This window comes from Rhodobacter sp. 24-YEA-8 (genome assembly GCF_900105075.1).
Taxonomy (GTDB): domain Bacteria; phylum Pseudomonadota; class Alphaproteobacteria; order Rhodobacterales; family Rhodobacteraceae; genus Pseudogemmobacter.
The window spans coordinates 2,280,009-2,302,239 of record NZ_FNSK01000001.1 but is presented as its reverse complement, the minus strand read 5'-3'; the positions used below and the strand labels follow the sequence as shown (position 1 = coordinate 2,302,239).

24 protein-coding genes, 2 tRNA genes and 2 pseudogenes are annotated in these 22,231 nt (G+C 60.8%); 7 read left to right on the top strand and 21 right to left on the bottom strand.

Translation table 11 applies throughout. The features are described from left to right. Window positions 1-97: 97 nt before the first annotated feature. On the top strand, window positions 98-394 hold the full coding sequence (locus BLW25_RS11185) for a PRC-barrel domain-containing protein (RefSeq protein ID WP_092899056.1): 297 nt from the start codon (window positions 98-100) through the stop codon (window positions 392-394). A 62-nt stretch (window positions 395-456) separates the two neighbouring features. Continuing rightward, on the top strand, window positions 457-945 hold the full coding sequence (locus BLW25_RS11180; protein WP_092899054.1) for a ferritin-like domain-containing protein: 489 nt from the start codon (window positions 457-459) through the stop codon (window positions 943-945). Between the two features lie 45 nt (window positions 946-990). Here the strand turns inward: BLW25_RS11180 and BLW25_RS11175 are convergent, their stop codons facing one another. Together BLW25_RS11175 and BLW25_RS11170 are read right to left on the bottom strand one after the other, a co-directional pair. After that, window positions 991-1,242 (bottom strand): GlsB/YeaQ/YmgE family stress response membrane protein, encoded by a 252-nt coding sequence (locus tag BLW25_RS11175; protein WP_092899052.1) that lies wholly within the window; start codon window positions 1,240-1,242, stop codon window positions 991-993. A 201-nt stretch (window positions 1,243-1,443) separates the two neighbouring features. Further along, complete coding sequence (locus BLW25_RS11170) at window positions 1,444-2,673, bottom strand: NAD(P)/FAD-dependent oxidoreductase (RefSeq protein WP_092899050.1); 1,230 nt, start codon at window positions 2,671-2,673, stop codon at window positions 1,444-1,446. A 149-nt stretch (window positions 2,674-2,822) separates the two neighbouring features. Between BLW25_RS11170 and BLW25_RS11165 the strand changes: the two genes are divergently transcribed. Further along, window positions 2,823-3,113 (top strand): hypothetical protein, encoded by a 291-nt coding sequence (locus BLW25_RS11165; RefSeq protein WP_092899048.1) that lies wholly within the window; start codon window positions 2,823-2,825, stop codon window positions 3,111-3,113. Between the two features lie 78 nt (window positions 3,114-3,191). Here BLW25_RS11165 and BLW25_RS11160 read toward each other — a convergent pair whose 3' ends face one another. After that, window positions 3,192-5,240: a catalase gene (locus BLW25_RS11160; protein WP_092899046.1), complete on the bottom strand. Its 2,049-nt coding sequence runs from the start codon at window positions 5,238-5,240 to the stop codon at window positions 3,192-3,194. A gap of 164 nt (window positions 5,241-5,404) precedes the next feature. Continuing rightward, complete coding sequence (locus BLW25_RS11155; RefSeq protein ID WP_253188384.1) at window positions 5,405-6,469, bottom strand: hypothetical protein; 1,065 nt, start codon at window positions 6,467-6,469, stop codon at window positions 5,405-5,407. 380 nt (window positions 6,470-6,849) lie between these two features. Here BLW25_RS11155 and BLW25_RS11150 point away from each other — a divergent pair, with 380 nt between their 5' ends. Together BLW25_RS11150 and BLW25_RS11140 are read left to right on the top strand one after the other, a co-directional pair. After that, the gene (locus BLW25_RS11150) at window positions 6,850-7,224 is read left to right on the top strand and encodes a hypothetical protein (protein WP_092899044.1); all 375 of its coding nucleotides are present in this window, start codon (window positions 6,850-6,852) and stop codon (window positions 7,222-7,224) included. Between the two features lie 770 nt (window positions 7,225-7,994). Beyond that, the gene (locus tag BLW25_RS11140; RefSeq protein WP_143040497.1) at window positions 7,995-8,330 is read left to right on the top strand and encodes a hypothetical protein; all 336 of its coding nucleotides are present in this window, start codon (window positions 7,995-7,997) and stop codon (window positions 8,328-8,330) included. A 313-nt stretch (window positions 8,331-8,643) separates the two neighbouring features. Here the strand turns inward: BLW25_RS11140 and BLW25_RS11135 are convergent. From BLW25_RS11135 to BLW25_RS11080, 12 genes are all read right to left on the bottom strand, one after another. Then, window positions 8,644-8,719: transfer RNA gene (locus tag BLW25_RS11135), tRNA-Trp, on the bottom strand. 87 nt (window positions 8,720-8,806) lie between these two features. Beyond that, the gene (locus BLW25_RS11130; RefSeq protein ID WP_092899039.1) at window positions 8,807-9,811 is read right to left on the bottom strand and encodes a tyrosine-type recombinase/integrase; all 1,005 of its coding nucleotides are present in this window, start codon (window positions 9,809-9,811) and stop codon (window positions 8,807-8,809) included. After that, window positions 9,805-10,011 (bottom strand): hypothetical protein, encoded by a 207-nt coding sequence (locus BLW25_RS11125; RefSeq protein ID WP_092899037.1) that lies wholly within the window; start codon window positions 10,009-10,011, stop codon window positions 9,805-9,807. Before BLW25_RS11125 ends, BLW25_RS11130 begins: the two co-directional genes overlap by 7 nt. A gap of 195 nt (window positions 10,012-10,206) precedes the next feature. Further along, entirely contained in the window at window positions 10,207-11,679 is a 1,473-nt protein-coding gene (locus tag BLW25_RS11120) for a phage major capsid protein (protein WP_092899035.1), read from the bottom strand. Further along, window positions 11,669-12,286 (bottom strand): head maturation protease, ClpP-related, encoded by a 618-nt coding sequence (locus BLW25_RS11115; RefSeq protein ID WP_092899033.1) that lies wholly within the window; start codon window positions 12,284-12,286, stop codon window positions 11,669-11,671. The genes BLW25_RS11120 and BLW25_RS11115 overlap by 11 nt, the downstream gene beginning before the upstream one ends. Before the next feature lie 2 nt (window positions 12,287-12,288). Further along, on the bottom strand, window positions 12,289-12,507 hold the full coding sequence (locus tag BLW25_RS11110) for a hypothetical protein (RefSeq protein WP_092899031.1): 219 nt from the start codon (window positions 12,505-12,507) through the stop codon (window positions 12,289-12,291). Between the two features lie 4 nt (window positions 12,508-12,511). Further along, on the bottom strand, window positions 12,512-13,099 hold the full coding sequence (locus tag BLW25_RS11105) for a hypothetical protein (RefSeq protein ID WP_092899029.1): 588 nt from the start codon (window positions 13,097-13,099) through the stop codon (window positions 12,512-12,514). Window positions 13,100-13,178: 79 nt separating this feature from the next. Further along, a complete protein-coding gene (locus BLW25_RS11100) occupies window positions 13,179-13,502 on the bottom strand; it encodes a hypothetical protein (RefSeq protein ID WP_143040496.1) in 324 nt (107 codons plus the stop codon). 122 nt (window positions 13,503-13,624) lie between these two features. Continuing rightward, window positions 13,625-14,293, bottom strand: a complete 669-nt coding sequence (locus BLW25_RS11095; RefSeq protein ID WP_092899025.1) for a DDE-type integrase/transposase/recombinase — start codon at window positions 14,291-14,293, stop codon at window positions 13,625-13,627. A gap of 8 nt (window positions 14,294-14,301) precedes the next feature. Next, window positions 14,302-14,598 (bottom strand): transposase, encoded by a 297-nt coding sequence (locus BLW25_RS11090; RefSeq protein ID WP_092895859.1) that lies wholly within the window; start codon window positions 14,596-14,598, stop codon window positions 14,302-14,304. A gap of 77 nt (window positions 14,599-14,675) precedes the next feature. Then, window positions 14,676-15,110, bottom strand: a complete 435-nt coding sequence (locus BLW25_RS11085) for a PaaI family thioesterase (RefSeq protein ID WP_092899023.1) — start codon at window positions 15,108-15,110, stop codon at window positions 14,676-14,678. Then, the gene (locus tag BLW25_RS11080) at window positions 15,107-15,805 is read right to left on the bottom strand and encodes an ArsR/SmtB family transcription factor (RefSeq protein ID WP_092899021.1); all 699 of its coding nucleotides are present in this window, start codon (window positions 15,803-15,805) and stop codon (window positions 15,107-15,109) included. Before BLW25_RS11080 ends, BLW25_RS11085 begins: the two co-directional genes overlap by 4 nt. A gap of 553 nt (window positions 15,806-16,358) precedes the next feature. Between BLW25_RS11080 and BLW25_RS11075 the strand changes: the two are divergent. Together BLW25_RS11075 and BLW25_RS11070 are read left to right on the top strand one after the other, a co-directional pair. Next, a pseudogene (locus BLW25_RS11075) lies at window positions 16,359-16,970 on the top strand (IS3 family transposase); the annotation flags it as partial. A gap of 367 nt (window positions 16,971-17,337) precedes the next feature. Further along, window positions 17,338-17,414: transfer RNA gene (locus tag BLW25_RS11070), tRNA-Arg, on the top strand. A gap of 151 nt (window positions 17,415-17,565) precedes the next feature. Here BLW25_RS11070 and BLW25_RS11065 read toward each other — a convergent pair. From BLW25_RS11065 to BLW25_RS11045, 5 genes and pseudogenes are all read right to left on the bottom strand, one after another. After that, window positions 17,566-18,621 (bottom strand): hypothetical protein, encoded by a 1,056-nt coding sequence (locus BLW25_RS11065; RefSeq protein WP_092899019.1) that lies wholly within the window; start codon window positions 18,619-18,621, stop codon window positions 17,566-17,568. Between the two features lie 129 nt (window positions 18,622-18,750). Further along, window positions 18,751-19,898 (bottom strand): annotated as a pseudogene (locus BLW25_RS11060) (IS3 family transposase). Between the two features lie 77 nt (window positions 19,899-19,975). After that, entirely contained in the window at window positions 19,976-20,197 is a 222-nt protein-coding gene (locus tag BLW25_RS25330) for a TniQ family protein (protein ID WP_366268278.1), read from the bottom strand. Window positions 20,198-20,410: 213 nt separating this feature from the next. Next, window positions 20,411-21,181, bottom strand: coding sequence for an HNH endonuclease (locus BLW25_RS11050; RefSeq protein ID WP_092899015.1), 771 nt, complete (start codon window positions 21,179-21,181; stop codon window positions 20,411-20,413). Next, complete coding sequence (locus BLW25_RS11045; protein ID WP_143040495.1) at window positions 21,178-22,215, bottom strand: hypothetical protein; 1,038 nt, start codon at window positions 22,213-22,215, stop codon at window positions 21,178-21,180. The genes BLW25_RS11050 and BLW25_RS11045 overlap by 4 nt, the downstream gene beginning before the upstream one ends. Window positions 22,216-22,231: the final 16 nt, after the last annotated feature.

Sequence of the window (22,231 nt, the reverse complement as noted above, 5' to 3'; positions counted from 1 at the left end):
TGGCAAAGACCCGCCGTTGCCAGTGACCTGTCCGGAACCTTGATCCGGAGGAGATGTTACCTCTGCACGAGTGTTTTGCGTAAAAGGAGAGAATACCATGGACCATACCAGACATATCCGCCTGAACGACACGGAACTGACAGAGGCCGTGCTGAACGGGGCTACCATCTATGGCCCCGGCGACGAGAAGATCGGCCATGTTTCTGAAGTGCATGGCCAGGGTGCCGGGGCGCAGATCATCGTCGATGTCGGCGGCTTCCTTGGTATCGGCGCCAAGCCGGTCGCTGTTCCGGCGCGTGACCTCGATTTCATGCGTGACGAGAGCAATGCCGTCCATGCAGTGACCCGCTGGACCAAGGACGAGCTGAAGGCCCTGCCGGAGCATCGCCACTGATCGCCTGGAAATGGCTGCCGTCCGCCCGGGCAGGGCGGGCGGCTTCACATAGGGAGAACCCCATGAAAACGCTTCAGGAAGCCTTTGAGCATACGTTGCAGGATATCTACTGGGCCGAGACCGCTTTGCTCAAGGCGCTGCCGAAAGTTGCAAAATCGGTGAACAATGCCGAGTTGAAGCGCGCCTTCGACGATCACCTTGCCGACACGAAAGGCCATATTGCCACGCTGGACAAGGTGTTCAAATCCATCGGGCAAAAGGCCGCCGGCGAGAAATGCGATGCCATGGCCGGGCTGTTGAAAGAGACAGACGGGCTGATCGCAGAGGCCGGGGGCCATGCGCTGGATGTGGCGCTGATCGGTGCGGCCCAGGCCGTCGAGCATTACGAGATTGCCCGCTACGGGACCTTGCGGGAATGGGCGAAAGTGCTGGGCCATGACGAGGCCCATACCCTGCTCAGTTCCATCCTCGATGAGGAAAAGGCCGCCAATGCACGTCTCAACGCGCTTGCGGTGATGGCCGTGAACGAGGCGGGCAAGAAGCAGAAGTGATCCTGCGCAGGGCGGCCCGGTCATATCCGGGCCGGCCTTTTCCGGTCAGCGCCGGACCGCGCGCGAGCCCCAGATCAGAATGCAGGCCCCCACGGCGCCGGCAACCAGATAGCCAAGCCAGCCCCCGAAAGAGACGCCCAGCAGGCCAAAGAGGAACCTTGCGATTGCGGCCCCGACGATGCCGAGCAGCACATTTGCGAAAATCCCGGTATCGGATTTCATGAAACCCGATGCGATCCAGCCGGCGAGGCCACCGATGATGATGGCTGCGATCCAGCCGATGCTTTCATTGTCCATTCGTCTCTCCTGTTGGACTGGTGCCGCGACGCCCAGGGGGGGGGTGTTCCAGACAGGGCGGCTTTTCCGGAAACGCATTGGCGCCCGTCGGGTTCCCAGAGGTATCGGCTTGCCTCGCGAAATCCCCGGGCGATCCGCCATTGGTGGCATTTTCAAGGGGCAAGAGCGGCTGCAAAGCCGCATTCGCCGCCTTAGGCTGGATCAGCGATAGCGGAAGATCCCGGCATCGGGATCGAGCGTGCCGGCAATAGCGGCGGCGATGATCTGCGCTCCGATGACCGAAAAAGTGATGCCATTGCCGCCAAACCCCATAACCGCAAAGGCGCGCTCGAACCCCGGCACCCGGTCGATGATCGGCAGCCCGTCCTCGGTGACACTGAACGGCGCCGACCAGGTACAGGCCGGCCTGCCGATCTTCACCCCGGTCAGATCGCGCAGCTTCTTCGCGATGATCTTTGCCTTTTTCGCCAGCTTCTTCGGATCGGCATTGGCGTCGCATGCATCTTCATCCTCGCCGCCCGCGATCACGCGCCCGGCCTCATCGGTGCGGAAATAGAGATACGGCTCGGCGGCCTCCCAGACGATGGTGTCGCGCATCCAGCCGGGCAGGGAGCTGAGCGGCGCAGAGGCCAGTGCCCAGGTCGAGGTGACATGATGCGATTTCGTCTTCATCTGCGGCAGGTATTCATAGCCGGTGCAGAACACCGCATGGCCGGCCACCAGAACCTCGCCCGCCCGTGTTGCCAGCGCGATACCGCCGGGCAGTTCCGCAATATCGGTGATCTCGACCGGCGAGACGATCTGGGCCTTGCGCGACAGGGTCACCTGCAAAAGCCCCGCCGTCAGCTGGGCCGGATTGGCCGAGGCCGAGGCATCGGACCAGATCGCCGCAGGGCGGTCGATGCCATAGCGCTCCATCAGATCGGCGCGTCTGAGGTATTCGGCGCGGATGCCGATCTCTGCGCGTGCCTTTGCCTCATTCGACAGCGCTCTTGCGCCCAGATCATTGCCCGCCAGATAAAGCGCGGGCTTGGCGCGCATCTGGCAGTCAAGCTTCAGCTCTCCGGCCAGCGTGACCAGATCGGCAACCGCGCGGACCGACCGCAGCCAGGCCCGGTCGGCATGATCTTTGCCGATCTTCTTGCGCAGCCGCGTCAGCGGCACGTCGATTTCATGCTGGATCATCGCCGTGGAGGCCGGGGTGGAGCCGCGCACCGGTGGCCGCCGGTCCAGGATCAGCACCGATTTCCCGGCTTTTGTCAGCGCCTCGGCAACCAGCGCGCCCGAGATGCCCGCCCCGACCACAATCACGTCGAAACGGTCACGGGTCAGGTCCGCCTGTGCCGCAACCGTCGAATGCGGCGTCTTCACCCAGAAGGGCGTGCCGGTCCGCAGATCATCCTTGCGGGTCTTCGCCTTGTGCTTTGCCATGATGCGCCGTCCTTCAGCTGTTGCCCCGGATGTACCGCGTCTTTCACCGGTCCCGCCTGCCACGCCCCGGAACGGGCAGCGCGAAGATCCTCGCCGAACAGGCAAGCTCGATACCGCCCGCTGCCAGTGGTTCATAGGCCGGATCGGCAATGTCGCGCCCGCCGGCTGCCATATGGCGCAGGCTGACCGCACCCTCGCGCGGCGGGGCACCGGAGGCTGCCCATCTCCGGCAACAGGGGCGCCGCCATTGGCGCGACGCGAGGCAGCGCGCGCAGCTCGATATGGGGATTGCGCGCCAGCATGTCACCGATGCGCCCGCGCCAGGCCTCGTCCCGCGTGACCTGCAACAGGAAGTGGTCCGGATCATGGTGGCGCCTTGCAGGGTCGGAATGGCCATGGGTCACCAGCGCGCGCGGCGCTGGGCGGAGGGGGCGATGTAGAAATCCCCGGCGCGCAATAAAGACCCGCATCGGTGGGACAGACGATCTCCTCCGCCCTCGGCGTCATGGCCCTGCCAGTCATGCAAGATCACGCAGCCCCGCCTCGCGCGCCCAGTAACGGCGCTTTGCGGTGTCGGGCAGATCCTCCCACGGGCCGATGCCCGCGCCGTCCTTGATCCCGGCGCGGGTCAGGATCACCGCCGAACCCTTGCAATGGCCGATGGCTTTGAGATGGGCGAAAGCATCCATCACAAAGCCGATGGCAGCGCTGTCTTTCGCCAGCTTTTCTGCCTGATCGGGCATCAGGATCATGGCGATGGCATCGAACAGCACCGATGGGCTGCCTGCAAGCTGGCCGTCCGGGGTGATGCTGCCGCCTTTGAGCTTCAGCGGGCCGACCTTCGGCGCGACGGTAAAGACCGTGCCGCCTTCGGCCTCGATGGCCCTGGTCAGTTTGTCGATGCCCTCCTTGTCCGACCCTTCGGCGATCAGAAGGCCGATCTTGCGGCCCTTCAGCGTCTCGTTCCAGTTTTTCTGGATCGACAGCGCGTCCGAAGGATCAAGATCCAGCGGCGCGCGGAAGGGTCTGGCAGGCTCTGGCAGCCCGATCCCCAGCCCGTCCGCCACGCGCGTGCCGAGATCTTCGTCGATCACCCGCAGATGCGACAGAATCCGCGCGCGTACATGGCCAAGCCCCACCTTCGACAGTTCGAAGACGAAGGCCGAGGCGATATGCGCCTGTTCATTTTCCGTCATCGAGCGCCAATACATCCGCGGCTGGCTGTAATGATCACCAAAGCTCTCGGCGCGGATCCGTAGCTTTTCACCCGCAACCTCCTGCGGGGCGGTGACAAAACCCGCAGTGCCGGCGCGCGGACCTGGGTTCTCGCCGGCCTGATCGAGGCTGTTCGGCTCGTAATTCGCACGGCCCTGCGGCACGGCGGTCTGCATCAGCCCGTCGCGCATCATATTGGCATAGGGGCATTTCGGCGCATTCACCGGGATCTGGTGAAAATTCGTCGTGCCCAGCCGCGATTTCTGCGTGTCGAGATAAGAGAACAGCCGCCCCTGCAGCAGCGGATCATCGCTGAAATCGATCCCCGGCACGATGTTCGAAGGCAGGAAGGCCGCCTGTTCTGTCTCGGCGAAATGGTTGTCGGGGTTGCGGTTCAGGGTCATGCGGCCGATCACGCGCAGCGGCACCACCTCTTCGGGGATGATCTTTGTGGGGTCGAGCACGTCATAGGGCAGGCTGTCAGCCAGGGTCTGATCGAAGACCTGCACCGCGAAATCCCATTCGGGGAAATCGCCTGCCGCAATCGCCTCATAGAGGTCGCGGCGGTGATAGTCATTGTCGGCGCCCTGGAGTTTCGCGCTTTCGTCCCAGATCAGCGACTGAGTGCCCAGAACCGGGCGCCAGTGGAACTTGACGAAACGCACCTCGCTTTGGGCATTCACCAGTTTGAAGGTGTGAACGCCGAAGCCCTCCATCATCCGCAGGCTGCGCGGAATGGCGCGGTCAGACATCGCCCAGATCACCGTATGCAGGCTTTCGGGCATCAGCGAGATGAAATCCCAGAAGGTATCATGCGCCGAAGCCGCCTGCGGATAGCCCTTGTCGGCCTCCATCTTCACCGAATGGATCAGGTCCGGAAACTTGATCGCGTCCTGTATGAAGAAGACCGGGATATTGTTGCCGACCAGATCCCAGTTGCCCTGATCGGTATAGAATTTGACCGCAAAGCCCCGCACATCGCGCGGCGTATCGACCGATCCGGCCCCGCCCGCGACCGTGGAGAACCGTGCGAAGACCGGCGTTTCCTTGCCTTTCTCTGCAAACAGGCTGGCGCGGCTGAGGTCCGGGATCGGATCGGTGCAGGTGAACACCCCATGCGCGGCCGAGCCACGGGCATGAACGATACGCTCGGGGATGCGTTCATGGTCGAAATGGAAGATCTTCTCGCGCAGCAGGAAATCTTCGAGAAGCGTCGGCCCCCGGGCACCCGCGCGCAGCGAGTTCTGGTTGTCAGAAACCGGAATGCCATGATTCGTCGTGAGAGCCTCGCCGCCGCGCTGCTGTGTCTCTCCGGAATTTCCGGTGGCTGTGTCATAGGATTTGCGTGCCATCTGTCCTGCCTTTCAAAGGTGGGAAAGTGTGGCGCCGGGCAGTGACGTCAGAGGCCCGTGGCGCCGTCTCTTTCACCTGGGTGGGGCGCCTCATTACCGCGTCGTTCCTCTGCGGTTTATCGGGGCACGCCATTCAGACGCGCCCCGGGTCTGTCTTATGCCGATCAGATCCGGTAGCTGAACCCGCCCCAGATGCGGTTCTCGTCGCGATGACGGCCCCCGCGTACCGCGCCGGCGACGGCGGCGGCACCGGCCACCAATGCGGCGGCGGTCAGCAGGAAGGCGGTCAGGATCGCGCTTTTACGTGCGGTCTCGGCTGCGGCGATGGCGGTCTCTTCCGCCTCTTTGGCCAGACGCCCGGCCTCGGCGCGCGCCTCCGCGACGGCGGCCTCTGCTTTCGAGCGTGCCTCCTGGACCGCCGTTACGGCCTGATCCACGCGGGCCTCAACCTCGGCCTCGGTTTGTCCGGTACGACGCGCGACGGCGGCGATCAGGAAGGCACGATCACCGTCGGAAATCGCGCCCGTCCGCATCACATTGCCCAGAACCACGCCGCTTTGCCGTGCGAGTTCCGCGTCATCCATCGATGGCGTTCCGGACGAGGTGGTGCCGTCGGCCTGCTGCACGCCCTGACGAATGCCGTCGACCCCGGGGCGCATAAGGGTGCTGTTTATGTAATCCATCAGCCCTTCATCGGCATCGTCGGGCAAAGTTGCGCCCACAGCCTGGGTGACGCCCTGGATCGCGCCTCCTGCAACCGCTCCTGCGCCCTGGACCACACCGCCCACTGCCGATCCGGCAGCCGTCGCAGCCGTCCCGACCCCCGAAGCGGCGCCGCTGATGGCACCTGCGGCAATCCAGGTCGTGACCAGCATTCCCAGACCCCAGACGACGAGGCCATTGATGCCGTCGCGTGCCGACACCTCATCGGCGGTTGCGTCATCGACCCGCCGCCGCATCCGGCCCGCGATATAGCCGCCGGCCAGATAGCTTACGACCAGCGAGATCACGAGCCAGATGGCTGTGACGACCAGCCAGAGATTGAGAGATCCTTCGCCGGGCTCGGCCGAGATCGTTGACAGACCCAAAGCAGCGCCAAAGGTGGTGAAAAGCCCGCCGATCGCGGCTGCAACCACCGTGCCGCCGAGAATGGCAGCCCAGTCTATGTAGGAGCCTGTGACGTCGCGGCGCGGTGCCGCAGCGGATGTCATGGTTTCTGTACGTTCCATTCCGGCCCCTCCTCAGCGCAGGCCAAGAAAAGACAAGATCGCCAGAACCACGACCACAAGGCCTACCAGATAGATGATGCTGTTCATCAACGTCCCTCCCGAAAGCGCCTGTGCAGGCGATTGAATACAAGCTGATGAGGCGGCAGGGGATCGGGTGCCGCATCCTGAGAGGAACGTGAAAGATGTAGTCCGGTTCCGTCTTTGCCGGGGGTGGCCGGGACAAAGCGGCGTCAATCCGCCAGGCCTGCGGTTTTCGTCCTGGCTCAGGTCACCCGCCCGCGCCCGATTTTTGAGCGGAACCGCAGGGAGACCGGGGCCCGCCAGTGCATGAGCCGCGCAACATGGAAAAATGACCGTCTCCTGGGCGGGCGTCGGAAGCCGTGGATGCGCTGATCCTTGCCGGCGGCCTCGCCAACAACCGACAACTGCGTTGGCCTGATCTGCTCTCGCGGATTTCGAATTTGATCGTATCTGAAATGGTTTACGTTCTCCCCGACATTCATGACTATTATCACTTCCGCATCGATGGCGACGATGTGCTTTGCGGACTGGTTGAAGATGCAGGGAAGAACCGGGCGCAGAAGAGAGTGCTGGAAATCGGCGGTGTCATGTTCATTTGCGCCACGTTTCGGACCGACTTCCGGCTGCTCGGGAACAGGATTTCCGCTCGTAGGGCCCCAGAACAGTCAGGAATATGCGGGATATCACTCGCCAGAGAACCTGGTGGTGACCCTCATCACCGGATATCGCGCTGACGGGCGACCGTGATCGCCGCAATGCTCTGACGCGCAGGAGGCGCTTTTGAACGACATCCCGCTGCGCGATCTCCGCCCGGTCCCGGCCTGATTGCAACCATCAACCAATTCATCGGCGGGGCTGCGACCGCGCTGCTGGCCGCGTTCTCCGGTCGCGCGATGTATCACGCGGGCAAAGTCCGGGCCCGGCGCCGGCCGATCAGGCCCTGTGACCTGATCTGGGAAATCCCGACCGCTGTTGGCATGGCCATCGCGGGGAATGCGCTCGGCGCGGACATGGGCCAGCCGGAACGGGTGATCAGCGGGCGCAGCTGGAGAAATTGCAGCCGAGACCGTGATATCCCACCCCCGCTCTGGTGGGGGCGGGGTGAGCCGTGATCGCTGGCAGGGCATTGACAGCGAAAGGTAAAGGTAACGGGTGCACCGAAAAACATGGCGAAAACCGGAAGTTTGGATCCGGAACCTGTGTGGCCGTTTCTGCATGGCGGGCGCGTCCGCACGGCAAAAATACGAAAGCCCGACGGGCTCTCGCACCGACGGGCTTCAGCGGTTAATTCCGCTTAACTCGTAAAATCTCAATGACACAACTATTTACGCAACGTGCGGGTAATGCCGCCAACTGATTAAACAACAAGATTACAATCGGTTACTCACTATGTGGCCTTGATAGCTGCAACGCCGCCGCGACGATAGACGGCGAGATTGCGTAGGTAATTTTGCCTGTATCCCGCCGACCGCCGCGCCGGGCTTTTCCCATCATGGAGATCGCCATGACCGAGGCACTCTTTGTCGCGATCCGACCGCTGTTTGGCGGCAGCCTGAAACAGGCGCAGGTGGATGGCGTGAACGCGGTCCTTGCCGCCGCCAAGACCCTGCCGCGCAGCTTCCGCGTCTGTATTCTCGCGACGGCTTACCACGACACGGCGCAGACCGCGCAGCCGATCCGGGAATATGGGCGCGGCAAGTGCAGGAAATACGGCACAGTCGACCAAGCCGGCAAGGCGGGCTATGGCCGGGGCTGTTTCCAGCTCATCTGGCGCGAGAACTATCAGCGCGCAGATCGCGCGCTCGGGTTATCGCGCGCTATCTCGCCCGGGCACTGGTGATCTATGGGTTGCTCGAGCAGCGCGACGCCCGGGCGCCTGAACCGGATCTCGCCATCCTGATCGGGGCCATAACCGAAGGGGCCTGTGCGCTGGTCCGGAGCTTTGGATGGGCGACATGATCCGCGCCATCCCCGGGCTGCGCTCTGTCCGTTCCAGGCTCTGAGCAGACTGATCACCGCAGGCGTCTGGATTGCGAAGTCCTCGGTCTAAGGCCGGTGGCTTTTACGTGGGGGATTCGCGGCAAGTGTTCCCGACTAAACTACCAAGTGGTCATGGATGTCGGCGAGTCGAACCACTAACTCTTTGGTTCTATTGGCAGGGGCAGCAGGGTTCGAACCCGCGACCTACGGTTTTGGAGACCGTCGCTCTACCAGCTGAGCTATACCCCTTTGATGCGGTTTCATTAGGTTTTTTGCCGGGGGGCGTCAAGCGGTTATCACTCATGTTATCAGTTTCCTGTTCTGGTCCCGTTCTGTTCACTGCCGCTTACTCGCCGCCTGTATGGCCCGCATGATCTGCCGAGCCTCACCGGCATATTTGATGATCATCGCCTTGGTGGTGTGCCCGCTGAAGCTGGCGATCTCGTCATCATCACAACCAGCCCAGGCCAGTTCCATGACGCCGCGATAGCGCAGGCCATGCTGGTCGAAGGCCTTGGCCATGCCGAGGCGGGCGCGCTCCTTCCGCATGATCTGCAACAGGCCGTTGTAGGTCAGACGCTCGCCCCTGACCGTTGTCAGAATGGTCCGTGCGGGATGGGGTTCGGCCCCGAGCGATGCTTTTGCCCTGTCCAGCGCTGCTTTGAGAAGCGGGGTGCAGGGCAGCTTCAGGGGGACATCGGTCTTGTTCTGGCGCAGCTTCAGGGTCGAGCCATCATAGTCGCCCCAGGTGAACCCGACCCAGTCGCCCGGGCGCTGCACCGTGCCAACCCCGATTTCAAAGATCAGGAGCGCACGCTCTGAGGCCCGCGCCCGGAAAGCCTTCACATCCGCATCGGTCGGAACGATATGCGGACGCTGCTTCTCCTTCGGGATCTTGATCTTGCGAATACCCTTCGCGGGGTTTTCCTTGATCCAGCCCAGATCAATCGCATGCTCGCAGATAACAGAAAGGACCGAAGGGATTGCATTGGCGAACCGCGCGCGGTGGGTATTGGCCTGCATCGCTGCCAGCACATCCTTGCGCTGCATTTTCGTCATATCCTTATCCCCGTTCTTCTCGAGGACATAGGTCATAACAGGCTCATAGAAGGCGCGGGTCGTGGACTTCAGATTTACCCAGCGATCCGAGCGACGGTAGCTTGCAATCAGCGCCTTCCACGACCGCTTCGCCGCGAAGACCTTGCCCGTGAGGATCTGCCAATATTGGCGATCAAACTCTTCGGTGCCCTCATCCGCCGTAATTCGGCCAAGGTAGCGCCCGCCCTTGCGGACATAGAGAAAGCCCGGCTTCGGAGAGAAAAGGTATTTCTTCTTCACCATTCCATCGGCCCTTCATCTGCCGCCTCACCCACCGCGATCTTCCGCAGCCGGTCGACATCCCACCGCCTGATCCCGCCGCCAATATCGGCCGCAGGCGGCAAGTGGCCATTCTCCACCAAGCGAACAAACTCATCTTCACTCATGTCGAAGAGCTGCGCGGCAGTGCGCGCCTTCGCGAAAAGAGGTGTAAATTTGGTCATCTGGTTCGGCCTGGTTAGCGTCGGTGAGAAGATCGTGTCTGATTGCGATTTACGGCGGATCGGAAGTTTGCCAACCGGTTATCCACATGTTTTGAAAGAGGGACGCGCCAGCCCGTCCCGAAGCTGAGCTGGCGCTTATGGGCTTCCCGGAGCCCCAAGGGTGGGAAAGGAGGAAACAAACCCACCCCCTAACGATTACGCGCCGGGGTTCCTGAACCACGATGCGTAAGAGACGAAGCGGGCGTCCAGCGCCCAGACCAGCCGGAACTCGGTTCCGAGGGTTTCCCAGCCGGGCTTGGATTCGACGCGCGGCCCGGCCTGACCATCGAGATAGGAATAGGCGAGACCGTCACTGCTGGCGGGATTACCGATCAGATACCACGCCGTCGGGCTGGTCAGACCAACTTCCACGATCAGCTCCAGTGCGCCGGAGAACGGGTTCACATCCGCCGTTTTGGTCGCATTGATCTCGGCCAGAACCTGCTGTGCCACGGTTTCGAGCTGCGGCGGCACCACAAGCGCCCAGGGCTCAATGGCGTAATACTCGCCCGACTGGCCGCGCTGGCTGCGCAATGCGAGCCGCGCTTCTGAAAGGCTGGTCACGTTCAGAGCGGCGCCGGCCGCCGCGAGGTTCTTGTGGTCCGCATGGAACACCGCCTTGCCATCGCGCATATTGTGGCCCAGACCGGCGTTCGCGAGCAAAGGTTCCAGCAGGACCTGCCGGAAGCGCTCGGTCGCGCCCGCAACCATCTTCCGGCCGATCTCATCAAACATGGCCAGATCGTCGTTATAGATCGCCTTGTTGGACAGGCTGAACAGCGCGCCGAAATCCCGCGGCGCGGGCTTGCGCTCCCCGCCCTCGTGGATCGTGACATGATTGATTTCGCCGCCCTCGGCGATTTCCCCCGGCATCCCGGACGCAGAGAGCGAAAGCAGGTTGCCAGGACGATAATCCTCGGCCGAGATTTCATGCGCGGCGCGAGCCAATGCAGGCGTGATCTGCTCCATCTGGCGACCGATGGACTTGTTCAGTGCGTCCTCGAGCACCAACGGGAAATCGCTCGTGCTATGGGTCGCCATCCTGATGGCTTCGCGCATGCCCATGGGGCGATGGCCGCTGGCGCGGACAACATGCATTGCCATTTCACCCAGAGAGAGGCCGACGAACTCACGCCCGATCGTCGGAGTGTGGCGCCGGTCCATGCGCGCAAGCAAAGCGTCCGACAAGGCCGCACGGCTCGTGTTCTGCGCCGTGCCGGAGCCGGGACCGCGCCCGTCGATGCGGACCTTCGGGCGATTTCCCTTGATCTTGCTATACACAAGCGCGGTCAGGTTCGGCTTCTTTGCAACGGGTTTGTTCTTATAGAACGCCGCAAAATCTTCGTCGTCTTCACCTTCAGCATCCGAAGCGGCGATCAACTCGTCGACCACTTCGCGGATTGCGGCCATCGCCTCCGCGCCAGGCACCTTGTTGTTTTCCAGCACGTTCACCAATGCGGTGATCTGGTTCATGACCTCCTGATCGAGTTCATCCTCGGATTCCATCAAGGGCGCGAGGATCTCGGCGAGCATCGGCGGATGGTTCGCCTCTTTCAGGCGCAAGCGGAGCTGCGCAATCAGGCGAGCAGGCGGTTCGCCCTCGTGTTTCATTCTGAAATCAAGCGGCATTCTTATTCTCCTGTGATGTGGGATCGGGCGATCCGGTCACCCAGCCGTTTTTCTGCGCCAGCCGGATTAGCCCCTCGGGCGGCTGGCGGAATTTCGAGTACTCGTAAGCCGCAACCATTTGGGGCGGTTGCGCCCGTTCGACCCGGTCGGCAAAACGCAGCTCGACGGCCTCGTCGGCGGTCAGCCAGGTTTCGGCCTTCATCCAGGCAGCAATCCGTGCAACCGGGTGACCAGTGTGTCGGGCATAGGCTTCCGCATATGTCGCGGTCATCTTGTCGAGAGCCGCCGCAGTGTCGCGCAGCTCATCCGCCGTGCCGCCGCCCCAGGCAGATGGCTCGTGGGTCATGACCATTGCAGCCGGGTGCATGATCACCTCGCGGGCGGCGACCATCGGCAGAGTGGCCGCCGACGCAGCAATACCCTGAACATGAACCGACACCGCCCCGTGCCGCTCAACCTCGGCCATCATCGCAGCCCCTTCCAGAGCATCACCGCCCGGGGAATTGATGAACAGGGTCACATTCCCTGAATTGGCCGAGAGAAACGCCGCGAGGCGGTCAGAGACGCCGCTTTCGATGTCACCTGATAATTGGAACCGCGCCGACATGATCAGGCCACCTTTCCGGGCCCGGCCAGCAATAGCGCCTTTTGCAACGTGTGGGCCGGAAGCTGGCGCAGCAGCAGCCGTCCGCTCTCCGCGAAAGGGGCGACCATATACAGGCGATGTGCGAAGGTGATTTCGCCCTCGCTTTCGGCAACAGGCTCCACCAGCGAGAACAGCTCGATCTGATGGAAGGGAGCGGGCGCGGCGTATTTCTGATGCCACATCACTTCAGCCCCCGTTGCCGGTGCCAACGGTATGGTATTCGCGCTGCCAGATATGCTTAAGCGGCTCAGCATCAGGAATAATAACCTTCCGCTCAAACGCCGCCGCGAGCACCCGTGCGGAAGCCGAAGTCGCATTGATCAACGCGACGAACTGAACTTCCTCACCCGCAACCTCTTGTCCGATAAAGGTAGAAAGATCTTGCAGGCATCCCGCCTTCAGGTAGCGGGGTGTCCAGCCCTCACCGGTATCAGGGAAAACCTGCCGATATCCCTGAGCGTAGAAGATCCACATATCGCCTGCGTCCGGGGCGACCGTTTCTTCCGCATTCTGCAGATGGCGGATGCAGTTTCCAGCAATGTATTTCGCGGCCTCAATGGAAAGACCGTTGTTTTCCGATGCATCCATGAAGACACGCAGCTGGAACGCATCGCTGATCGAGTATTCCGCGCGGCGGTGCTCGATCTGGTAATCCGGGTCCTTTTCGATCCCCGCTTCCGGAGCAGCAACGAAGGGAAGCTGATCGCGCCAGTGGTAGTTTTCGAACCGCTTCGCGTCGCAGCCGGTGATTTTGAGCAGGTCTTTGCGCTTCATGGGGTTCCGCCAAATCTGAGATTTACACTTCGATTGAAGTGAAGTTATCCCAGCCTGATCTCGTGGTCAATATTGCACCTCAATCGAGGTGCTTTGTTGTCAGCACGTCAACCAGCGCCTGCCCGAGCAGCGCGGCCATGTTCTGCTCGTGCAGCCCGATGTCAGCAATGTTCGACCACCTGCGCTCGTAGGACCGCAGAAGCCTCAGAGCGGCCACCGCCCGCGCCTTGATCGCGACACCGTCCAGCGTGACCGAAGGCGCCGCCAGGACCTCTCTGGCAAACTCGAACATCCGATCTGCGGCGCGCGTGCGGGCAGCGTTGACCGCCCTATAGTTTGAGCCGCGCTTCACGCGGTCACATTCCGCGAGATAGCCGGGCAGCAGCTCGATACCGAGTTCCATCCGCCTCACCTCGGCCTGCCAGTGCGACACCGTCTTGAGGGATGATTTCCGCTTTCGGCCAGCATCCTTTGCCATCAGCCTGAGCAGATTATCTCTGCGCCATTCCATATGGCTCAAGGACATCACGCAAAGCGCCCTGTCCTGACCCGGTCGGACAATCGCCACACCGGCAAGGTCCCGCTCGCAACTCTCTTCCCATCCCAGCCCCCTCTCGGTGCAAGGCTCCGGAGCGAGCGGCCACTGAGGACTCCACTCCTGCCACATCGCATTGTGGGCGCGCCGAACCGGTGGATGGCCTCGTTCAACGCCTCGACGCAGAAGTCCGCTTCCAGGGTGTTCGATATGCGCCAGGCCAGAACTTTGCGCGTGAACCAGTCCATGATGGCGACCAGATACAGAAACCCCCGCCGCATCGGGAGATAGGTAATGTCGGCGCACCAGACCTGACCGGGGCGATCGACCCGCAGCCCGCCCAGCAGGTAGGGATAGGTCTTGTGGCCCTTTCTCGGCTTGCTGGTGTTGGGCTTCTGGTAAATCGGCATCAAACGCATGAGCCGCATCAGCCGCCGGATGCGCTTCTGGTTCACGCCGTGCCCCTCGTTTTGCAGATGCCAGGTCATCTGCCGGACGCCGTAGAAGGGCGTATCCATGAACTGCCGGTCGATCAGCTGCATCAGGCCGAGGTTCTGATCAGTCTCTCCAGCCGGCTCGTGGCAGAACGACGAGCGCGAGATCGACAGCAGGCGGCACTGCGCCCCGATCGACAGTGCAGGGTGGTCCCGTTCGATCATCCCACGCCTCACTTTCCGCTCCACGGCTTGAGCTTTCGTGACAAAAAATCGTTGGCGACAGCCAGCTCCCCGATCTTGGCGTGCAATGACCGGACCGTCTCTTCATCCACCTCCGTCGCGGGCTTCTTGCCGCCGCGCTCGAAGATGTCCGCAGCCCCGTCGAGCAGCGATTTCTTCCATTGATGGATCATCGTCGGATGCACGCCGTATTCGGCCGCCAACTCCGACACAGTGCGCTCGCCCTTGATGGCCTCAAGTGCCACGCGCGCCTTGAAGCCCGCGTCATGGTTCCTGCGTTTTCGCATGCCTGATCTCCTCGTCCGTGGAGACCAGCAAACGTCAGATCGTAGCTTCCGTCACTGTCCGATTTCCAGGGAGTAGCTCACATTTCGCCAGTCGCACAGAGATCGTCGCCGGCGTGCAGGGTCAGGGCGATGATCGCCTTGCGGCCTCTCAGCGTCAGTAGTTCGCCCCGGATCGCCAGCTCGACGCCGATCGGCGTCGGGCGGAGGTAATCGACCTTCAGCGAGGCGGTGACGAAGCGGATCGGATCGCCGCCGTCACCCATCGCGTGGCCACGCTCCCGCCAGGCGAAGGCCGCCGCCGAGGCGGTGCCGTGGCAATCCAGCAGCGAGGCGATCATCCCGCCGTAGAGATTGCCCGGCACCCCGCCGCTGAACATCGGATCGGGCGTGATCCGGGCGACGGTTCCCTCGCCGTCGAGGTGGCTTTTCAGATGCAAGCCATGCGGGTTCGCCGGGCCGCAGCCGTAGCAATGCGCGAACTCCGCCAGATAGTGGTCCTGGATCGCCTTCATGGTTCCACCGCGTCGCTGACGTTGGAGATTTCGATAGGAAAGCCGAGCGCCCGCCATTCGGGAAAGCCGTCCTCGAGTCGTCGCGCCTTGAGCCCCTGCGAGCGCAGGAGGCCCGCCGCCTCGTATGCCTGGACGCAATACGGCCCCCGGCAATAGACGACGATCATGCGATCCTTTGGGAGTCTGGCGAGGTTCTGGTGCAGATCGAGCATCGGGATGTTGACCGAGCTCGGGATATGGCCCAGCTCGAACTCATCCTCGGCCCGCACATCCACGACCAGCACTGTTTCCAAGCCGAGTTGCACGGCCAGTTCGTCCCGGGTGACCGGGGGCATGTTGTCGTGGATGCGATACGAGGCGTTCAAGCGCTGTCCGACCGTGGCGACATGCACCTCGCCCATTTGGCCGAGGGCCTTGATCAGCAGCACCACCTCGGTCGGGCCGGTCAGGCTGTAGACCACCTTCTTGCCCTGCCGCTCCGTCCTGGCGATCCCCGCCCGCCGCAGGACTTGCAGATGGCGCGAGGTATTCGCGAAGGCCATGCCCGACCGTGTGCTCAGTTCCTCGACCGAGCGCGGCCCCTGTGCCAGATGCTCCAGCAGTTCCAGCCGGTTCACATGCCCGATCGCCTGCGCAAGCTCGGCTAGGCTCAGGAAAATATCTTGCTTCGGGGTCGCGCAGCTGTCTTGGGTCATCTTGGGTCGTCATTCATCAAGGCGATTGAATGACCTTACCAATCACAGTGGACGGTCGCAATCTTGGGGGCATTCAAACAGCGAAGTCCCGGCGGGGCTATTCTGACCAGTTGCAGCCAGCGCTGAGGCGCTCCCTGAGTAGGCCACCATTGGGCCGAATCACTCTGTGATCACTCATCCACCTCTTGTTCACGCTACGCACGAGATATTGCCACCGCCGTTCTCCTGTATTTGCACGCCATACTACTACGACGGACGAAACTTGTTGAAACGACCCGTTTCGGGTCTCTTGTAGTCATCCCCATCCGGGGACCATATCTCGCTTCCCCGGTGGAACGGGGACGAGATGGCAGGCTTCAACCACAAACAGGCAGCGGTGGACCGTGGCGCGCGTATGCTCCGAACGGCGCTCGGGCCTGCCATCTCAACCCTGCTGCAAGACCCGTCCGTCATCGAGGTCATGCTGAACTCAGACGGGCGCATCTGGATCGACCGGCTGTCCGAGGGGCTGGCTGATACGTGCGAGATCCTGTCCGCCGCCGATGGCGAGCGTAAACGGGTCGAACGGATCTGGCGGCGGGAAGGGCTGAAAGTCCCGCAAAAGCAGGCCAGGAAGGGGCGGCTTTGGCTGAACGATGGCTCTTGCGTTCGGCTGAGGCCGGAGCGCCCCAATCACGTCTGGTCCTGTGATTTCGTCCAGGACCGGACCCGGGATGGGCGGATCTTCCGCACGCTCAACATCATCGACGAGTTCACGAAGGAAGCACTGGTGATCCGCGTCAAGCGCAAGCTAAACTCGACCGACGTTGTCGACGCCCTGACTGATCTGTTCATCCTGCGCGGCCCGCCCGAGTTCATAAGGTCCGACAATGGCGCCGAATTCATTGCCAAAAAGGTGCAGGCATGGATCGGGGCGGTGGGTGCCAAAACGGCATTCATTGCGCCAGGATCACCGTGGGAGAACGGCTACTGCGAGAGTTTCAACGCCCGGTTCCGGGACGAAATGCTCAACGGCGAAGTCTTCCACACCCTGCACGAGGCACAGATCCTGATCGAAAGGTGGCGACGGCACTACAACACCGTCAGGCCCCACAGCGCTCTGAACTACCGGCCACCGGCCCCAGAGACCTTCGTGCAAATGGACCACAGGCCGACAATGCACTAACATTCAAACCGGACCACTCAGTGGGGGTATTCCAGGCGAAGCCGGCTTGGCCGATCTGAATGATTCGGCGCTGACGGAGCGCGTGGCTGGATGCGAACCCTATCAGAACCAGAACCAGAACCAGATACAGAACCAGATACAGATACAGATTCATGTGAGATATCTCATTGTTTAAACTACTTTGTTCTAAACTTCAGTGGATGCAAATGCGTGTGATCCGGGCAGGCGCCGCGAGTTCTGAGGTAAGCGCGGCGCCTGCCCAGATCACGCGACCCGGCAGGCCCATGGAAGAAGCAACAAAATCAGCTGCTTCCGGTCTCAGTCAAACCGTTGCGAACCAACTCAGGAACAAGTATCAAGTCTTGTCGGCCCCGTAGCTCAACTGGATAGAGCACGGACCTTCTAAGTCTGGGGTTGGGGGTTCGATTCCTCCCGGGGTCGCCATTTATTACCTTTTATGCTTGCCGATGAGGCATAAGTCTGCACGTTTTGGGCTTGGCCATGCACACCCCTGTCAAGGGAAATCATGTGATGTGAATTCAGCTGGGGTGTATAATTCTGTAAAATAAGAGAATTTCTTAAAGGTCGATCGAAATCAGTGACCGCCCGAAGTTGGCAGTGTGCGTCTTCCATCGTTTGCGACCAAGATGCCCTCGACGTTGGTGCGTAGCCAGATGGGGCCGATTGACCGCTCCTCCAACATGAACTGTCGAGCACCTGCGGATCTTAGGATGGCGAGAATCCTGTTGCGATGCAGGCCGAACTCCTCCTCGATCGTCGTGGTCGTCAGGAATTTCTTGTGAAACGCGGCGATGTCCTCATCCGACATCCGGAACTGGGTCAAATGAGTCTTTGGGTTTAAGACAGCCTGTGCGGTTACATGGCCAGCCTGGATCAGCGCGATGAAGTGGCCACCATCCCGCATGCCCACCTTACGCCCAAAGGCCGCAGCGGATACGGTCCCCGTGAACGCCGGGTCCTGTGGCCGAGATTGATCAAGGAGGGCAGCCAGGGCGTTAACCTCGGCCACGGAGACCTGGAACGCGTTGTATCCTGGGATTTCCCTCGATCGTCTGAGCCGCATCTTACCGGCCCGGACCTGGTTGATCATATCCCGGACCGCGACGCCCTTTCTCTTCTTAGCCTCTTGCAACCCCAGCCAACCTCTCGCGGAGATGTCCAGCTCCGTTGCCAGGGAGGCCAGCTCCTCAATCAGAGCCAGCCCATCAGACAAGCTCCAGCGGGCAATCACCTTTGGCGCTCGTGTGCGTGGGGCGAGAATGCCGTCTTCTTGCAGAATGGCCAGTGTGCGCTTCGTGACCCCTATCGCTTCCATCATTTCGCCGGGTCCTACCCAGGTCGGGATTTCAGCGAGAAGAGGAGCGAAGGTTACCGCGCAGAAGATCTTGCGGCTATGCGGACGAGGATCAGCTGGAGCGAATGCCGCAGCATCAATGAGGATGCCGTCCAGCGTTTTGGCCGCCATGCCGATGTCATGTGCGGCCTCTAAAACAGAATAGACTCGGCGCTCGGTCACCGGCTCCCCAAGCAACACCTCACCTGCCGCATAGGGCCAATTTGACAGAATGCACTCGCGAAGCTCCGATCGGAATTCGGTGAAGTCGGGATCGGCACGAAACTCGTGAGCCATTCTTGCATAGAGACGGCCAAACGCACGCAGTGGTTCTGCAAGTGCGCCCTCAGCCCGAAGGGCGAGATCGTCAAGGCAAGCACGGAAGGCTGAGCTACTCCCCGATGCTTGGACAGTTTTCGAGGATGTTTAAGCTACCGCCTGTGCCTGCCGGTCGGTTTCGATGCTGTTGAAGTAGACCACGGCGGGGGGCAACCCGCCATGGGCAGTGTGTGGCCGCCGATGGTTATAGAAGCTGACCCAGGATCCGATTGCGGCCTTTGCCTGAGACCCGGTCTCCCAGGCATGCAGATAGACGCATTCGTATTTCAGGGACCGCCACAGGCGCTCGATGAAGACATTGTCGATGCACCGCCCCTTGCCGTCCATCGAGATGCGGGTTCCGACGCGTTTCAGCCGATCTGTCCAAGCGAAGGACGTGAACTGGCTGCCTTGGTCAGTGTTCATGATTGTGGGCGCGCCGAACCGGTGGATGGCCTCGTTCAACGCCTCGACGCAGAAGTCCGCTTCCAGGGTGTTCGATATGCGCCAGGCCAGAACTTTGCGCGTGAACCAGTCCATGATGGCGACCAGATACAGAAACCCCCGCCGCATCGGGAGATAGGTAATGTCGGCGCACCAGACCTGACCGGGGCGATCGACCCGCAGCCCGCCCAGCAGGTAGGGATAGGTCTTGTGGCCCTTTCTCGGCTTGCTGGTGTTGGGCTTCTGGTAAATCGGCATCAAACGCATGAGCCGCATCAGCCGCCGGATGCGCTTCTGGTTCACGCCGTGCCCCTCGTTTTGCAGATGCCAGGTCATCTGCCGGACGCCGTAGAAGGGCGTATCCATGAACTGCCGGTCGATCAGCTGCATCAGGCCGAGGTTCTGATCAGTCTCTCCAGCCGGCTCGTGGCAGAACGACGAGCGCGAGATCGACAGCAGGCGGCACTGCGCCCCGATCGACAGTGCAGGGTGGTCCCGTTCGATCATCCCACGCCTCACTTTCCGCTCCACGGCTTGAGCTTTCGTGACAAAAAATCGTTGGCGACAGCCAGCTCCCCGATCTTGGCGTGCAATGACCGGACCGTCTCTTCATCCACCTCCGTCGCGGGCTTCTTGCCGCCGCGCTCGAAGATGTCCGCAGCCCCGTCGAGCAGCGATTTCTTCCATTGATGGATCATCGTCGGATGCACGCCGTATTCGGCCGCCAACTCCGACACAGTGCGCTCGCCCTTGATGGCCTCAAGTGCCACGCGCGCCTTGAAGCCCGCGTCATGGTTCCTGCGTTTTCGCATGCCTGATCTCCTCGTCCGTGGAGACCAGCAAACGTCAGATCGTAGCTTCCGTCACTGTCCGATTTCCGGGGAGTAGCTCAGACATCCCCGACCGCCCTTCCTGTCCAAGAAATCATGTCTTCTACTTGGCTTAACGATAAGCCAGCGGCTTTCATGAGCATGTCAATAGGTTCGCCGTCGAAATTCAAAAAGCGCCTATGATCATATCCCAGGTCGCTCGAGAAGTTCGCAAGCGTTGATCCGTTCATAGCCGCGAAACGCGACAAAAATGAGGGCAGCGTCTCGCGGGGAACTGGCAAGGGGCGCAACGGGAGGGGGTAGGTCAATTCAGATCCAGATCTTCGTTCTTGGTGGTTTCGCGATCAAGGGTTCCGCCTGTAAATACTGGGTCGGCACGAGTTCAAGAAAATCGCGAACAGCCCGACCACAGTTTCGGGTGGTGCAATGCCAGATACGGGAAACTGCTTTGTCAGGAGGCTACACCCAAGAAAAGCATGCGGACTATTCATTCATCACGACTTCATCTCAGCCAATATGTAGAAACGTTCCCGGTGCAGTTTAATCCTGATGAGGTGTTGCGGAGTAAGGGCGAGCGGTTCTGACCACATCAAAGCTGCGCGCGCCTCGTGCCCAAGTTTCGGCGAGATCAGCGGAATCCCATCATCCGCAAAGCTCACCAGTGCTCGGTCGAAGGCGGCATCCCATAGGGCCGACAATAGAAGCCCATTACGGACATCCAATCGCTCCGCATCACTCTCGCAATCAGCCCACGGGGTGATGTGTGATGCTCGCAGCAGCGCAGGTTCGGAAATGCCGGTCAACGGGCATCTTCCTCGCCAATATTCCAAGAGACCACTACGGAAGACATTTTGACCGATACGTTGAACGACCAGTCGCTCGGCCTCGGTGTTCCGTGGCAAACCAGCGGTTTCTGCCTCGAACATTGTTAGCGGAGCATCTGGCAGGCTGACCGCCAATTCATACAGCCGTGGAAGAGCTTCATAGAGGGAGCTAAGACTGCGGAAAGCATAGCAAGCAACTCCGGGTCCGTTTATGCTTACGGTCGGAATATTCAACTCTTCGGCCACGCCGGCGTGATCCAGCGCCAAATACCAAGGGCCAGAGCTTCCTTCCGCCGCCAACCATATATTGCCCTGAGCAGTTGTGGAGCGATAGCAAGCCCACCCATTCTTCTCGCCTATGGAGCGGCGAAAGCCGTGCTGGAAAGCGGCTTTCTCGCATTCCTCCCGAATAACGAATGTTTGGGGGGATACTACTTTCACAGGTCGGTCCTGAACAATCTGTCGTTGGGCGGAGTTGAGCTCATTTTCAGTTTAACGAACTCATCGCCTTGAAGACGTTCGGGGGGCGCTGTTGTTGTGGTAACAATATATTGAAAACTGCACACCCCTGAACCAAACTCCCATTCCGCCGCGAGAGTGAATATCGCCGCATATAGCGCGCTATCCAAATCAGCCTCTCGTGGACTATCATGGAGCAAGAATGCCGGCAAATCCGTTTTGCCTTCGGAGGCTCGATGCATCGCAGAAAGATCGAAGGCGACGATTTTCAGAGATTCTAGTGCTGCGGTCGAGACATCACTGCGACCTGAGAAATACGCGTCGACTTTCAGGCCATTCCCATCCAGCTCTATGGAGCCGTCCATGCCACCTGGAAAACAGGTGCTGAGTATCCCACGATAAACATCTGAGATCTGACCAATTTTTGGGAGAGATCTTTGCCTGCCAGATCTCATTTTCTCTCGTTCTTCATCGAGCCGGTTCTGAGCAACGCCGGAGTTCGTGATGTCTGATCGTTTTTTGGATAGCTTGCGAGCCGTATCGAGCAACATTCGCTTCTCAAGAACCCCTTCCTGAATTTCTCGGGCCATCTCGGCGTTGTCTGTGGCGATTTTACTTGCTGCTCGTATCTGCTTCGTCAGGCTGCGAATAACGTCATCGAGCTGATCTATTTTTGCGTTGATCGCTTTGACTTCCTGGGAGGATATATTGGCCTGTTTCTCCAGTTCCTTCGCTTCGACTATCTTCTTGGCGTTCTGTTTCTCAATCTCTTCCATATTGCATGGATTGACAGATATGCCGCACCCTTTAGCCTTGATCTCGTTGATTGGAACGCGGCACATTGGGCACATCACATGCTGATTCTCGGCATTTAAAACGGCAACTTCAGCCTCAGCTTTGAGGTGTCCAGCTTCCACTATTTTTGTAGCATAAATTGTGGAATGCTTGCTTCGCTGTTGATTTGCACTCGGAACTGACCCGGGCAGGCGTATAACTTCCACCGTGATTTGACCCATGTGACCCTTCCCCTGA

Excerpts from the sequence above, each read along its gene's own strand:
- BLW25_RS11185 (WP_092899056.1), top strand. The coding sequence starts at position 98 with ATGGACCATACCAGACATATCCGCCTGAACGACACGGAACTGACAGAG.
- BLW25_RS11180 (WP_092899054.1), top strand. The coding sequence starts at position 457 with ATGAAAACGCTTCAGGAAGCCTTTGAGCATACGTTGCAGGATATCTAC.
- BLW25_RS11175 (WP_092899052.1), bottom strand. The coding sequence starts at position 1,242 with ATGGACAATGAAAGCATCGGCTGGATCGCAGCCATCATCATCGGTGGC.
- BLW25_RS11170 (WP_092899050.1), bottom strand. The coding sequence starts at position 2,673 with ATGGCAAAGCACAAGGCGAAGACCCGCAAGGATGATCTGCGGACCGGC.
- BLW25_RS11165 (WP_092899048.1), top strand. The coding sequence starts at position 2,823 with ATGTCGCGCCCGCCGGCTGCCATATGGCGCAGGCTGACCGCACCCTCG.
- BLW25_RS11160 (WP_092899046.1), bottom strand. The coding sequence starts at position 5,240 with ATGGCACGCAAATCCTATGACACAGCCACCGGAAATTCCGGAGAGACA.
- BLW25_RS11155 (WP_253188384.1), bottom strand. The coding sequence starts at position 6,469 with ATGGAACGTACAGAAACCATGACATCCGCTGCGGCACCGCGCCGCGAC.
- BLW25_RS11140 (WP_143040497.1), top strand. The coding sequence starts at position 7,995 with ATGACCGAGGCACTCTTTGTCGCGATCCGACCGCTGTTTGGCGGCAGC.
- BLW25_RS11130 (WP_092899039.1), bottom strand. The coding sequence starts at position 9,811 with ATGGTGAAGAAGAAATACCTTTTCTCTCCGAAGCCGGGCTTTCTCTAT.
- BLW25_RS11125 (WP_092899037.1), bottom strand. The coding sequence starts at position 10,011 with ATGACCAAATTTACACCTCTTTTCGCGAAGGCGCGCACTGCCGCGCAG.
- BLW25_RS11120 (WP_092899035.1), bottom strand. The coding sequence starts at position 11,679 with ATGCCGCTTGATTTCAGAATGAAACACGAGGGCGAACCGCCTGCTCGC.
- BLW25_RS11115 (WP_092899033.1), bottom strand. The coding sequence starts at position 12,286 with ATGTCGGCGCGGTTCCAATTATCAGGTGACATCGAAAGCGGCGTCTCT.
- BLW25_RS11110 (WP_092899031.1), bottom strand. The coding sequence starts at position 12,507 with ATGTGGCATCAGAAATACGCCGCGCCCGCTCCCTTCCATCAGATCGAG.
- BLW25_RS11105 (WP_092899029.1), bottom strand. The coding sequence starts at position 13,099 with ATGAAGCGCAAAGACCTGCTCAAAATCACCGGCTGCGACGCGAAGCGG.
- BLW25_RS11100 (WP_143040496.1), bottom strand. The coding sequence starts at position 13,502 with ATGGAACTCGGTATCGAGCTGCTGCCCGGCTATCTCGCGGAATGTGAC.
- BLW25_RS11095 (WP_092899025.1), bottom strand. The coding sequence starts at position 14,293 with ATGATCGAACGGGACCACCCTGCACTGTCGATCGGGGCGCAGTGCCGC.
- BLW25_RS11090 (WP_092895859.1), bottom strand. The coding sequence starts at position 14,598 with ATGCGAAAACGCAGGAACCATGACGCGGGCTTCAAGGCGCGCGTGGCA.
- BLW25_RS11085 (WP_092899023.1), bottom strand. The coding sequence starts at position 15,110 with ATGAAGGCGATCCAGGACCACTATCTGGCGGAGTTCGCGCATTGCTAC.
- BLW25_RS11080 (WP_092899021.1), bottom strand. The coding sequence starts at position 15,805 with ATGACCCAAGACAGCTGCGCGACCCCGAAGCAAGATATTTTCCTGAGC.
- BLW25_RS11065 (WP_092899019.1), bottom strand. The coding sequence starts at position 18,621 with ATGGCTCACGAGTTTCGTGCCGATCCCGACTTCACCGAATTCCGATCG.
- BLW25_RS11045 (WP_143040495.1), bottom strand. The coding sequence starts at position 22,215 with ATGGGTCAAATCACGGTGGAAGTTATACGCCTGCCCGGGTCAGTTCCG.